11 protein-coding genes are annotated in these 13,375 nt (G+C 59.3%); 8 read left to right on the top strand and 3 right to left on the bottom strand.

Translation table 11 applies throughout. The features are described from left to right. Positions 1–28: 28 nt before the first annotated feature. From nadE to ACM6I5_RS27135, 3 genes are all read right to left on the bottom strand, one after another. On the bottom strand, positions 29–856 hold the full coding sequence (gene nadE / locus ACM6I5_RS27125; RefSeq protein ID WP_017336274.1) for an ammonia-dependent NAD(+) synthetase: 828 nt from the start codon (positions 854–856) through the stop codon (positions 29–31). Positions 857–860: 4 nt separating this feature from the next. After that, on the bottom strand, positions 861–2,087 hold the full coding sequence (gene pncB, locus ACM6I5_RS27130; RefSeq protein ID WP_017336275.1) for a nicotinate phosphoribosyltransferase: 1,227 nt from the start codon (positions 2,085–2,087) through the stop codon (positions 861–863). A 287-nt stretch (positions 2,088–2,374) separates the two neighbouring features. Continuing rightward, on the bottom strand, positions 2,375–3,286 hold the full coding sequence (locus ACM6I5_RS27135) for a LysR family transcriptional regulator (RefSeq protein ID WP_017336276.1): 912 nt from the start codon (positions 3,284–3,286) through the stop codon (positions 2,375–2,377). A 175-nt stretch (positions 3,287–3,461) separates the two neighbouring features. On the opposite strand from ACM6I5_RS27135, the gene ACM6I5_RS27140 reads away from it, so the two are divergent. The 8 genes from ACM6I5_RS27140 (at position 3,462) to ACM6I5_RS27175 (ending at position 13,330) form a co-directional block, all read left to right on the top strand. Beyond that, positions 3,462–4,952 carry an aldehyde dehydrogenase family protein gene (locus ACM6I5_RS27140; RefSeq protein ID WP_017336277.1) on the top strand — a complete coding sequence of 497 codons (1,491 nt, stop codon included), beginning with the start codon at positions 3,462–3,464 and terminating at the stop codon, positions 4,950–4,952. 119 nt (positions 4,953–5,071) lie between these two features. Next, complete coding sequence (locus tag ACM6I5_RS27145) at positions 5,072–6,355, top strand: NAD(P)/FAD-dependent oxidoreductase (RefSeq protein WP_017336278.1); 1,284 nt, start codon at positions 5,072–5,074, stop codon at positions 6,353–6,355. A gap of 365 nt (positions 6,356–6,720) precedes the next feature. Next, positions 6,721–7,854 carry a branched-chain amino acid ABC transporter substrate-binding protein gene (locus tag ACM6I5_RS27150; RefSeq protein WP_017336279.1) on the top strand — a complete coding sequence of 378 codons (1,134 nt, stop codon included), beginning with the start codon at positions 6,721–6,723 and terminating at the stop codon, positions 7,852–7,854. 171 nt (positions 7,855–8,025) lie between these two features. Further along, entirely contained in the window at positions 8,026–8,940 is a 915-nt protein-coding gene (locus ACM6I5_RS27155; protein ID WP_017336280.1) for an ABC transporter permease subunit, read from the top strand. 3 nt (positions 8,941–8,943) lie between these two features. Then, complete coding sequence (gene livM, locus ACM6I5_RS27160; RefSeq protein ID WP_017336281.1) at positions 8,944–10,227, top strand: high-affinity branched-chain amino acid ABC transporter permease LivM; 1,284 nt, start codon at positions 8,944–8,946, stop codon at positions 10,225–10,227. After that, positions 10,224–11,099 (top strand): ABC transporter ATP-binding protein, encoded by an 876-nt coding sequence (locus ACM6I5_RS27165; RefSeq protein ID WP_414878181.1) that lies wholly within the window; start codon positions 10,224–10,226, stop codon positions 11,097–11,099. Before livM ends, ACM6I5_RS27165 begins: the two co-directional genes overlap by 4 nt. Further along, positions 11,096–11,812, top strand: a complete 717-nt coding sequence (locus ACM6I5_RS27170) for an ABC transporter ATP-binding protein (protein WP_149419281.1) — start codon at positions 11,096–11,098, stop codon at positions 11,810–11,812. The genes ACM6I5_RS27165 and ACM6I5_RS27170 overlap by 4 nt, the downstream gene beginning before the upstream one ends. A gap of 747 nt (positions 11,813–12,559) precedes the next feature. After that, positions 12,560–13,330, top strand: coding sequence for an SDR family oxidoreductase (locus ACM6I5_RS27175; protein WP_017336284.1), 771 nt, complete (start codon positions 12,560–12,562; stop codon positions 13,328–13,330). Positions 13,331–13,375 lie beyond the last annotated feature (45 nt).

The following is a 13,375-nucleotide window of genomic DNA, read 5'->3' on the forward strand; positions in this document are numbered from 1 at the left end:
ATGTGGTCGGTTCAGGCGCCGCCCTTGCTTATGGTGCAAACGGCATCACGCGCTTGTGGTGGGTCTTTTTGTACGTATCGCAGATGATCTTGAACGCTTCCTCACGCACCGGCTCACCGTGCAGGAACGCATCGATCTCGGCATACGTCACGCCGTGGGACGCTTCGTCCGGCTTACCCGGCGACAGGTCTTCCAGGTCGGCAGTCGGGACTTTCTCCACCAGTGCTTCAGGCGCACCGAAACTGCGGGCAATGGCCCGGACCTGGTTTTTCACCAGGCCGCTCAACGGGGCCAGGTCGCAAGCACCGTCACCGAACTTGGTGAAGAACCCCATCACCGCTTCTGCCGCGTGGTCGGTGCCGATCACCAGGCCATGGGCCGCGCCAGCGATGGTGTACTGGGCGACCATGCGCATCCGCGCCTTGGTGTTGCCGAGGACGAAATCCACTGACACCGCGTGCTTGCCTTCGAAGGCTGCCACTTCATTGGCCAGGGATTTGACTGCCGGGCCGATGTTCACGGTGTGACGCTCGTCCGGCTTGATGAAATCCACCGAAGCCTGGGCGTCGTGTTCATCGAACTGGGTTTCATACGGCAGGCGCACGGCGATGAACTTGTAGTTGTCATCACCGGTGCGGGTGCGCAGTTCACGCATGGCGCGCTGGGCCAGCAGGCCGGCGGTCAGGGAATCGACCCCGCCGCTGATGCCGAGCACCAGGGTCTTGAGCCCGGAATTGACCAGGCAATCCTGGATGAAGGTAATGCGCCGGGCGATTTCCGCCTCGAGGGCGGCCTTGTCGGCGAATGGCGGTTGAACCTTGAGCTGCTCAGCAATCTCACGCTGTACGGCTTGCATGAATTCACTCCTTGCTTGGTGTGCTGGAAAGGGCGGCAGGAACTTTGAAAACGTGTCGCAAGTAGGCGACGAAATTCGGGTCTTTGCAGTGAGTCTTGCCAGGCTCGTCGGAGATCTTTGCCACCGGTTGGCCATTGCAGGCCGCCATTTTAAGCACGATGCTCATCGGTTCAACACCTGGAATATCGCACGTCAGGTTGGTGCCGATGCCGAAGCTGACATTGATCCGACCGCGTAATGCGCGAAATATTTCCAGCGCCTTGGGCAGCGTCAGACTGTCGGAGAACGTCAGGGTCTTGCTCATCGGGTCGATGCCCAGCTTTTGATAGTGGGCGATCGCCTTTTCTGCCCAGATCACCGGATCCCCGGAATCATGGCGCAGGCCGTCGAAGAGTTTGGCAAAGTACAGGTCGAAATCGTTGAGGAAGGCATCCATGGTGATGCAGTCAGTCAAGGCGATCCCCAGCAGGCCGCGGTATTCGCGGACCCAGCAATCGAGGGCGGCAATCTGGCTGTCGATCAGTCGCGGACCGAGTTGCTGGTGGGCCATGATCCATTCGTGGGCCATGGTGCCCAGCGGTTTCATGTCCAGTTCCCGGGACAAATGCACGTTGCTGGTGCCGACGAAACGTCCGGGGAAATCGTGCTTGAGCACGTTTACCACTTCTTCCTGCACACGGTACGAAAAGCGACGGCGGGTGCCGAAATCGGCTACTTGCAATTCCGACAATTCGTCGCTGCTGGCGTTGGCGGTCAGCCAGTCGAACTTGCGATAAAGTTGCTCGCGCGCTTGCTCCAGAACGATGTCCCGGTAGCGATAGCGGTTGCGCACTTCGCTGACGATGGACAGCAGCGGGACTTCAAAAAGAATCACATGCAGCCAGGGCCCGCGCAGGCGGATAAACAGCTCGCCGTTTTCGATGCCGGTGTGGACGTAGCGCAGGTTGAAGCGGAACAAGCCGAGGAAGCGCAGGAAATCCGGCTTCATGAAGCTGATGCGCTCCATGAAACTCAACTGGTCGGCGCTCAGGTTCAACTCGGCGAGGCGCTCGATCTGAAAGCGGATTTCCGCCAGGTACGGGCGCAGGTCTTCACTGTTGCGGCAACGGAACTCCCATTCGACGTCCACGTTCGGGTAGTTGTGCAGCACCGCCTGCATCATCGTCAGTTTGTAGAAGTCGGTGTCGAGCAGGTTCTGCACGATGCGATCGGCAAACACACTCTCGCTCATAACGGGGTTCTCCAGGCTGGCCGCGGCCCGTGGCAGTGGCGTTGCAGCTGTTTCAATGAATGGGGCTAGTGGCGCATATCCGCGCGGGGTATTGCCAGCGATTTTTGCATCGCAGCAGATCCCTGTGGCGAGGGAGCTTGCTCCCGCTCGGTTGCGCAGCAGCCGCAAAACGGTAAACGCAGCTTTTCAGTTTGAACGTAGCGGCTGTAGGGGGGCGCTTCGCACCCCAGCGGGAGCAAGCTCCCTCGCCACAGTGATGGTGCTTTGCCACAGGTCTTGGTGAAGCCTTAAGTTTGCGGTACTTCCGGGCTATCAATCTGCTCCAGCATCCACTTCACAAAGTCCCGCACCTTGGGCACTTCCGCCGAATGTTCCGGGTACGCCAGGTAATAGGCGTCGGAACTGGGCATCGCGTGCTGCCAGGGTATGACCAGTTTGCCGTCGGCCAACTCCTCTTCCACCAGAAACCGCGGCAACAGCGCCACGCCACAGCCGACCTGCGCGGCGCGGATGCACATGTAGAAGGTCTCGAAGCGCGGCCCGTGGTAGCTGTGTTCGGTGTGGTAACCCTGACTGTCGAACCAGTCGTGCCAGGCCTGCGGACGGGAGGCGTTTTGCAGCAGGACCAGGTCGGTGAGTTGGGTGGGATCAGTGAACGGTGTCGCCGGCAGGCTACCCGGTGCACACACGGGAACAAGCTCTTCGCCGAACAGCTTCAGGCATTCGGTACGGGGGCGTGAGCCCTGGCCGAAATAGAACGCCAGATCGCTGCGACCTTGCAGCAGGTCATCGGCTTCCTGCTCGCTGCACAGGTCCAGGTGGATCGATGGGTGACGCAGGCGCCAACCTTTCAAGCGGGGCACCAGCCAGCGGGCGCCGAAGGTCGGAGGGGTCGAGACGCGCAGGACTTCGGTTTCCCCGCCGTAGGAACGCAGGTAGTGGGTCGACATCTCGACTTGCGTGAGGATTTTTCGTACCTCAACCAGGTACAAATCACCGGCCGGGGTCATTTGCAGGCGTCGACGCACCCGGCGAAACAACAGGTGTTGCAACAATTCTTCCAGTTGCGCGACCTGTTTGCTGACCGCGCTCTGGGTCAGGTTCAGCTCTTCGGCCGCCCGTGTGAAGCTCAAATGCCGGGTCACGGCCTCGAAACACTGCAATGCGGTGATCGACGGCAGGTAACGTTTATTCAGCATGGGGTTGTCCTTTTTCTTGTTTCTTTCTGACCAGCAATTCGCAGCATGAATAAACGGAATGATATCTCTCTTAAAGGTCGTTTGTTGGGTAACCTCCGGCAAGCTAAAACTACAGGTCTGATCAGTCGTGATTTTCCGGCTGCATGTTTTGTGTTTTTTGCTCGAGGAGTGACCCATGGTTGCCGCATTGCTTGATCGTCTTGGTGTGAATCCGGCCCTGTACCAGAACGGCAAAGTGCCGGTGCATTCGCCAATCGATGGCAGCAAGATCGCCTCTGTGAACTGGGAAGGTGCCGCTGAAGTCGAGCAGCACATCAGTCGCGCAGATCATGCGTTCGAATTGTGGCGCAAGGTCCCGGCCCCGCGCCGTGGCGAACTGGTACGCCAGTTGGGCGACATCCTGCGTGAATACAAGGCCGATCTCGGCGAGCTGGTGTCCTGGGAAGCGGGCAAGATCACTCAGGAAGGCCTGGGTGAAGTTCAGGAAATGATCGACATCTGCGATTTCGCCGTCGGCCTGTCCCGTCAACTGTACGGCTTGACCATCGCTTCCGAGCGCCCGGGCCACCACATGCGTGAAACCTGGCACCCGCTGGGCATCGTGGGCGTGATCAGTGCGTTCAACTTCCCGGTGGCGGTCTGGGCCTGGAACACCACGCTGGCGCTGGTCTGCGGCAACCCGGTGATCTGGAAACCCTCGGAGAAAACCCCGTTGACCGCACTGGCCTGCCAGGCGCTGTTCGACCGCGTACTGAAAAACTTCAGCGACGCACCTCCGCACCTGAGCCAAGTGATCATCGGCGGCCGCGATGCCGGCGAAGCGCTGGTCGATGACCCGCGTGTCGCGCTGATCAGCGCCACCGGCAGCACCCGCATGGGCCGCGAAGTGGCACCGAAAATCGCCGCACGATTCGCCCGCAGCATCCTGGAGCTGGGTGGCAACAACGCCATGATCCTCGGCCCAAGCGCTGATCTGGACATGGCTGTTCGCGCGATCCTGTTCAGCGCCGTCGGCACCGCCGGCCAGCGTTGCACCACGTTGCGTCGCCTGATCGCTCACGAATCGGTGAAAGAAGAAATCGTTACCCGCCTCAAGGCCGCTTACTCGAAAGTGCGCATCGGCAATCCGCTGGAAGGCAACCTGATCGGCCCACTGATCGACAAGCACAGCTTCGACAACATGCAGGACGCGCTGGAGCAAGCCTTGAGCGAAGGCGGCCGGGTCTTCGGCGGCAAGCGTCAGCTGGAAGACAAATACCCGAACGCTTACTACGTCTCGCCGGCCATCGTTGAAATGCCGGAACAGAGCGATGTGGTCTGTCACGAAACCTTCGCGCCGATCCTGTACGTGGTCGGTTACAAGGACTTCGCTGAAGCGCTGCGCCTGAACAACGCCGTTCCACAAGGCCTGTCCTCATGCATCTTCACCACCGACGTGCGTGAAGCCGAGCAGTTCATGTCGGCGGTGGGCAGCGACTGCGGCATCGCCAACGTCAACATCGGCCCGAGCGGTGCGGAAATCGGCGGCGCGTTTGGTGGCGAGAAAGAGACGGGCGGTGGTCGTGAGTCGGGCTCCGATGCATGGCGCGGGTACATGCGCCGCCAGACCAACACCGTGAACTACTCGCTGGAGTTGCCGTTGGCTCAAGGGATTACGTTCGACTGATCGGGCCCCATCGCTGGCAAGCCAGCTCCTGCACGGCCTGTGTCGTGGCGCATAACCTGTAGGAGCTGGCTTGCCAGCGAAGCTTTTTCTGTTTGTTAGGTTTCTGTTGGAGTCTGGCAATGCCGTTACGCGAAGAGTGTCTGTGGGAAAAACTGACGCCGCAAAGGCCTGATAACGCGGCGCTCAAGGGTGAAGTCACGGTCGACGTCTGCGTCATCGGCGCCGGTTTCACCGGTCTGTCGGCGGCGGTGCATCTGCTGGAACAAGGCAAAACGGTGTGTGTGCTGGAAGCCCATCGTGCCGGTCATGGCGGTTCGGGGCGCAACGTCGGGCTGGTCAATGCCGGCATGTGGATTCCGCCGGACGACATCGAAGCCGGGTTTGGCGAAGCGGTGGGCAGTCAGCTCAATCGCATGCTGGGGGCGGCACCTTCGTTGGTGTTCAGCCTTGTGGACAAGTACAACATCGATTGCCAGTTACGCCGCGAAGGCACGCTGCACATGGCGCATAACGCTCGTGGTGAAGCGGACTTGCGCAGTCGTGAAGAACAATGGAAACGTCGCGGCGCACCGGTCGAACTGCTGACCGGTCAAGCCTGCGAACAGGCAACCGGCACCCAAAAAATCGCCGCCGCACTGCTGGATCGGCGTGCTGGCACGATCAACCCGATGGCTTACACCACGGGGCTGGCCAAAGCGGCCATCGGCCTCGGCGGTCAGCTGTTCGATCATTCCCCCGTGACCCGGCTCGAACGTCAGGGCCAGAAGTGGTCAGTACAGACCGCGCAGGGTTCGGTGCTTGCCGAGCAGGTTGTCATCGCGTCCAACGCTTATACCGAAGGCGACTGGACAGAGCTTCGGCGCAATTTCTTCCCCGGTTATTACTATCAGGTGGCATCGGTGCCACTCACTGAAGAAGCCGCCCGGCAAATCCTGCCCGGTGGCCAGGGTTCCTGGGACACCCGTCAGGTGCTCAGCAGCATTCGCCGCGATAAAGACGGTCGCCTGTTGCTCGGCAGCCTGGGTAATGGCAATCAGAAGCCGACCTGGTTCCTCAAGGCCTGGGCCGATCGCGTTCAGCAGCACTATTTCCCCTACCTCAAACCGGTGGAATGGGAGTGCACCTGGACCGGTTGCATCGCCTTCACCCCCGATCATTTGATGCGCCTGTTCGAGCCAGCGCCCGGTTTAGTGGCAGTCACTGGCTATAACGGTCGGGGCGTGACCACTGGCACTGTAGTCGGCAAAGCCTTTGCCGATTATTTGTGCAACGGAAATCCGCAGGCGTTGCCGATCCCCTTCGCTCCGATGCAACCACTGGCCGGGGCTGGCCTGCGTAGCTGTCTGTATGAAGCGGGATTTTCGCTGTATCACGCGGGCCAGTGCTTGCGGATCGTGATTTGATTGTTGAAATTTGTTGCGGGGAGCGGCGCTTTTCGGCGCAGCGACTAGCCTGTAAAAGGTGCGGGTTGTAGCAGTACCGCACCAGCAGTGTGCACTTCGGTGACGCGCGTTGTTACAGGCTGGTTGCACGTCGTTTGGCGCTGCGGTTGCAATGATGGCGCGCACGGGTTGCGCCTTGATAAATAAATGGTTTTACCTTCAGCGGTTTAGACGGTTGCACGTCCAATGAAAATGGGCTCGAAACAGTCGATATAACAATAAAGCAGCGACTTTTTTCAGAATAAAAAACCGATGGCACGGCCCTTGCTCTGAGCATTCAGTGAAGTTGCAGTGCCAATTAAAAAAAAACCTTGGAGCACCACCTCATGTCCCAGACGTTTTACAAGAAAGGCTTTCTGGCCCTCGCAGTGGCAACTGCGCTGGGTGTTTCTGCGTTTGCACAAGCTGACGTAAAAATCGGTGTGGCGGGTCCAATGACGGGCGCCAACGCGGCATTTGGCGAGCAGTACATGAAGGGTGCACAGGCCGCAGCCGATGCCATCAACGCATCGGGCGGCGTTAACGGGGAAAAAATCGTACTGGTCAAGGGCGATGACGCCTGCGAACCGAAACAGGCTGTGACGGTCGCCAAGGACCTGACCAACCAGAAAGTGGCAGGCGTGGTCGGTCACTTCTGCTCCTCGTCGACCATTCCGGCCTCCGAGATCTATGACGAAGCAGGCATCATCGCAATCACTCCGGGCTCCACCAACCCACAGGTGACCGAGCGCGGCCTGAGCGCCATGTTCCGTATGTGCGGCCGTGACGACCAGCAGGGTATCGTGGCCGGCGACTACATCGTCGACGTGCTCAAGGGCAAGAAAGTCGTGGTTCTGCACGACAAGGACACCTACGGTCAAGGTCTGGCGGATGCCACCAAGGCCCAACTGGCCAAGCGCGGCGTGACCCCGGTGCTGTACGAAGGTCTGACCCGTGGCGAGAAAGACTTCAGCGCCGTGGTGACCAAGATCCGTGCAGCCGGTGCCGATGTCGTCTATTTCGGCGGCCTGCACCCGGAAGCCGGTCCACTGGTTCGTCAACTGCGTGAGCAAGGCCTCAAGGACGTCAAATTCATGTCCGATGATGGCATCGTGACTGATGAACTCGTGACCACCGCCGGTGGCCCGCAGAACGTTGATGGCGTGTACATGACCTTCGGCGCCGACCCACGCCTTCTGCCAGACAGCAAGACCGTGGTAGACACCTTCCGCAAGGCCGGTACCGAGCCTGAAGGCTACACCCTGTACGCCTACGCTTCGGTTCAAACCCTGGCGGCTGCTTTCAACGGCGCCAAGTCCAACAACGGCGAAAAAGCGGCCGAGTGGCTGAAGAAAAACCCGGTTAAAACCGTGATGGGCGAGAAGACCTGGGACGCCAAGGGCGACCTGAAAGTCTCCGACTACGTGGTTTATCAGTGGGACAAGGATGGCAAATACCACCAACTGGAAAAACAGAAGTGATATGAGCTGCTGAATTGCCCGGTGCCTTGTGCACCGGGCAGTCAACCAACATGTCCGTGCAGTACCTGTCTTTTCTCGTAGAGCTGCACACAACCGTGTTGCGCGGGTGGCTGAACCCCGGTCCGTCGCACCCGGCTTCTGTGCAGTCTCTCAAATGCGTGAGATTGCGTTATGGATGGTATTTTCCTGCAGCAACTGGTCAACGGCCTGACCCTCGGGTCGGTCTATGGCCTGATCGCCATCGGCTACACAATGGTCTATGGCATCATCGGCATGATCAACTTCGCCCATGGTGAGGTTTACATGATCTCCGCTTACCTCGCGGCGATCAGTCTGGCTCTGCTGGCATACTTCGGTATTGAATCCTTCCCTTTGCTGATGCTTGGCACACTGGTCTTCACCATCATCGTCACGGCGGTGTATGGCTGGGTCATCGAGCGTGTCGCCTACAAACCCCTGCGTAACTCAACCCGACTGGCACCGCTGATCAGCGCCATCGGTATTTCCCTGATCCTGCAAAACTATGCACAGATCGCCCAGGGCGCCCGCCAACAAGGCGTACCTACCTTGCTGACCGGTGCATGGCGAGTGGAAGTCGGAAGCGGCTTCGTCCAGCTCACCTACACCAAGATCTTCATTCTGATCGCCGCATTCGCCGGCATGGCCCTGCTGACCTACGTCATCAAGTACACCAAGCTCGGCCGCATGTGCCGCGCCACCCAGCAAGACCGCAAGATGGCCTCGATCCTGGGGATCAACACCGATCGCGTGATTTCCTACGTGTTCATCATCGGTGCAGCAATGGCGGCCCTGGCCGGTGTGCTGATCACCATGAACTACGGCACGTTCGACTTCTACGCAGGCTTCGTTATCGGTATCAAGGCGTTCACCGCTGCGGTACTTGGCGGAATCGGCTCGCTGCCTGGCGCGATGCTCGGCGGGATCATCCTCGGCATTTCCGAGTCGCTGTTCTCGGGTCTGGTCAACTCGGACTACAAAGACGTTTTCAGCTTCTCGCTGCTCGTTCTCGTTCTGGTCTTTCGGCCCCAAGGCCTGCTCGGCCGTCCTCTTGTGTCGAAGGTGTAAGCGATGTCTTCAACCACTAAAAAAACCATTGATCTCAAAAGAAGCCTGGTTGACGCGATTCTTGCCGGTCTGGTCGCCCTCATTGTGTTCGGCCCGATTGTTGGCGTAGTCCTCGACGGCTACGGCTTCAATCTGGAAACGACTCGAGTGGCGTGGATTGTCGCCATCGTCATGGCCGGCCGCTTTGCCCTGAGCCTGTTCCTGCAAACGCCCAAAGGCCTGAGAATTCTCGAAGGTTTTGAAAGCACAGGCTCCGGGGTACATGTACTGCCGCCTGACTACAAGACCCGGTTGCGCTGGATCATTCCAGTGGTGATCGTCGTCGCCGTGGTGTTCCCGTTTTTCTCCAACTCCTACCTGCTGGGCGTGGTCATCCTCGGGCTGATCTACGTGCTGCTGGGGCTTGGCTTGAACATCGTGGTCGGCCTGGCCGGCCTGCTCGACCTCGGCTACGTGGCGTTCTACGCCATCGGGGCCTATGGCCTGGCACTCGGCTATCAATACCTGGGGCTTGGCTTCTGGACGGTGCTGCCACTGGCAGCGATCACCGCCGGCCTTGCCGGTTGCATCCTCGGCTTCCCGGTATTGCGCCTGCACGGTGACTACCTGGCGATCGTGACCCTGGGCTTCGGTGAAATCATTCGCTTGGTCCTCAACAACTGGCTGAGCCTGACGGGGGGCCCAAATGGCATGGCGGCGCCGCTGCCAACCTTCTTCGGCCTGGAGTTCGGCAAAAGGGCAAAGGACGGTGGCGTTCCGTTCCATGAGTTTTTCGGTATCGCCTACAACCCGGACGTGAAGTATTACTTCATTTACGCGGTGTTGTTCCTCGTGGTACTGGCCGTGCTGTACGTCAAGCACCGTCTGACCCGTATGCCGGTCGGTCGCGCCTGGGAGGCCTTGCGTGAAGATGAAATCGCCTGCCGCTCCATGGGTCTGAACCACGTGCTGGTCAAGCTTTCGGCGTTCACCATCGGTGCGTCGACGGCGGGTCTGGCGGGTGTGTTCTTCGCCACCTACCAAGGCTTCGTCAACCCGACCTCGTTCACCTTCTTCGAGTCGGCCCTGATCCTCGCCATCGTGGTACTCGGCGGCATGGGCTCGACCATTGGCGTCGTCATCGCAGCCTTCGTGCTGACCGTGGCCCCGGAACTGCTGCGTGGCTTCGCGGAATACCGCGTGCTGCTGTTCGGCATCCTGATGGTGTTGATGATGATCTGGCGACCGCGCGGCCTGATTCGGATCAGCCGTACCGGTGTGACCCCGCGTAAAGGAGTAGCGCCATGAGCGAAGTCGTACTCTCGGTCGAGAAACTGATGATGCACTTCGGCGGCATCAAGGCGTTGAACGATGTCAGCCTGAAGGTCAAGCGCAACTCGATCTTCGCCCTGATCGGCCCCAACGGCGCCGGCAAAACCACGGTGTTCAACTGCCTGACCGGTTTCTACAAGGCCTCCGGTGGCAAGATCGAACTCAGCGTGCGGGGCGAGCAGACCAACGTCATCCAGTTGCTGGGCGAATCGTTCAAACCGGCGGATTTCGTTTCGCCAAAATCCTTTCTCAGTCGGCTGTATTACAAGATGTTCGGCGGTACCCACCTGGTGAACCGTGCCGGGCTGGCGCGGACCTTCCAGAACATTCGCCTGTTCAAGGAAATGTCGGTGCTGGAAAACCTGCTGGTTGCCCAGCACATGTGGGTCAACCGCAGCATGCTCGCCGGTATCCTCAACACGAAGGGCTACCAAAAGGCTGAAAGCGATGCGCTGGACCACGCCTTCTACTGGCTGGAAGTGGTGGACCTGGTGGACTGCGCCAACCGTCTGGCCGGTGAACTGTCCTACGGTCAGCAACGCCGTCTGGAAATCGCCCGGGCCATGTGCACCCGGCCGCAGATCATCTGCCTCGACGAACCGGCCGCCGGCCTCAACCCTCAGGAAACCGAAGCGCTGAGCGCGATGATCCGGCTGCTGCGCGACGAGCATGATCTGACCGTGGTGCTGATCGAACACGACATGGGCATGGTTATGAGCATTTCCGACCACATCGTGGTGCTGGACCACGGCATCGTCATTGCCGAGGGCGGGCCTGATGCGATACGCAACGATCCGAAAGTGATTGCGGCCTACCTGGGTGCCGATGAAGAGGAAGTGGCGCTATGAGTCAACCTATCCTCGAACTGAAGGATCTGGACGTGTTTTACGGGCCAATCCAGGCCCTGAAAAAAGTCTCGCTGTACATCAACGAAGGGGAAACCGTCAGTCTGATCGGCTCCAACGGTGCCGGGAAGTCGACCCTGCTGATGTCGATCTTCGGCCAACCGCGGGCGGCTGACGGGCAGATCATCTATCAAGGGGTGGACATCACCCACAAGTCGTCGCACTACATCGCGTCCCACGGTATCGCGCAATCGCCGGAAGGACGGCGGGTGTTCCCCGACATGACTGTCGAGGAAAACCTGCTGATGGGCACCATCCCGATCGGTGACAAGTACGCCAAGGAAGACATGCAACGCATGTTCGAGCTGTTTCCGCGGCTCGAAGAGCGACGCACCCAGCGCGCCATGACCATGTCCGGTGGTGAACAGCAAATGCTCGCCATCGCCCGTGCGCTGATGAGTCGGCCCAAACTGTTGTTGCTTGACGAGCCGAGCCTGGGTCTGGCACCGATCGTGGTGAAACAGATCTTTGCCACGCTGCGGGAACTGGCCAAGACCGGGATGACCATCTTCCTGGTCGAGCAGAATGCCAACCACGCGCTCAAGCTGTCGGACCGGGCGTATGTCATGGTCAACGGCGAGATCCGCATCACGGGCACCGGCAAGGAGTTGCTGGTTAACGAGGAAGTGCGTAACGCCTATCTCGGCGGCCACTGATTTCGCTGTTGTAACACCAAGCCCCGGCGCGCAATCGCCGGGGCTTTTTTACATTTTCAATACTCCTACAGGTGTCCGCGGTGTGCTTTCTGGAAATTGTGGAAAACAAATTCATCAAGCTCTCAAAGCGCGACATAAAGCCGCTGCAAATAGTTGTTTTGTCACGCTTTTGACTTGTCCCCGTTTGCTGTGGAGCTGGCTGTGAATAACGTGGGAGTAGCTGGCTGAGGGCCTTTGGATACGTGGCTTGCAGCGATGTGGTTGTTTTTTGATCAGGTGTTTTTACGCGACTGGGGCTCGGCTTTGTCAACCTTTTTATTGGCTGGGAAATCAGTCCGGAACGGAGGGGTGATGCCTGTGGATAAGTCTGTGGTTAAACTCTGGAAAGAGTCGGCTGAGGGCCGTAGTTACTGGCTCGGCGCCATCGCTGGTTTACCGGGTCGATCGTGCAAAATGCCACGGGCTACACAGTGAGCGCTTCAGGGTCAAGCAAAAAACTTTGTAATTTGCCCGCAAAGCCTTGTGCACAGCGGCTTTCAGCTTTTTCACTTGCCCCCGGAAACTGTGGACCGGCCTGTGGATAACGTGCGCGTACATGGCTGCAGGCCACGGGGGATAAGGCGCCGCTGACATTGATCGTTTTTCATACAGCTTTTGTGGTGGTTGCCGCTGTCGGCAAGGCCGGGCATGCTGCCAGCTGATTTTCTATTCCAATGGCTGCCCGTCGGCCGAAGCAAGGAGAACACGATGTCCAACACCCTGTTTATTACCGGCGCGACTTCCGGTTTTGGTGAAGCCTGTGCCCGTCGTTTTGCCGAGGCTGGCTGGAAACTGGTGCTGACAGGTCGTCGTGAAGAACGCCTCAATGCCCTGTGCGCCGAGCTGTCGAAGCAGACCGAGGTCCATGGCCTGGTGCTCGACGTGCGTGATCGCAAGGCCATGGAGGAGGCGATTGCCAACCTGCCGCCATCCTTCGCCAAGCTGCGCGGGCTGATCAATAACGCCGGCCTGGCGCTCGGCGTGGACCCGGCGCCGAAGTGCAACCTTGATGATTGGGACACGATGGTCGACACCAACATCAAGGGCCTGATGTACAGCACTCGCCTGCTGCTGCCACGCCTGATCGCCCACGGCCGTGGCGCCAGCATCGTCAACCTCGGTTCCATCGCCGGCAACTACCCGTATCCGGGCAGCCACGTGTATGGCGCGAGCAAGGCGTTCGTCAAACAGTTCTCGCTGAACCTGCGCTGTGACCTGCAGGGCACGGGCGTGCGAGTCAGCAACATTGAACCGGGCCTGTGCGAGAGCGAATTCTCGCTGGTGCGTTTTGCCGGTGATCAGGAACGCTATAACGCGACCTACGCCGGTGCCGAGCCGATCCAGCCACAAGACATCGCCGAGACCATTTTCTGGGTGCTCAATGCGCCGGCACACATCAACATCAACAGCCTTGAGCTGATGCCGGTGAGCCAGACGTGGAGCGGGTTTGCGATTGAGCGTAACGGAGCCAAGGCGTAATTATGGCGAGGGAGCTTGCTCCCGTTGGACTGCACAGCAGTCCCT

Source organism: Pseudomonas sp. IT-P171 (assembly GCF_949767765.1).
GTDB lineage: Bacteria > Pseudomonadota > Gammaproteobacteria > Pseudomonadales > Pseudomonadaceae > Aquipseudomonas > Aquipseudomonas fluorescens_B.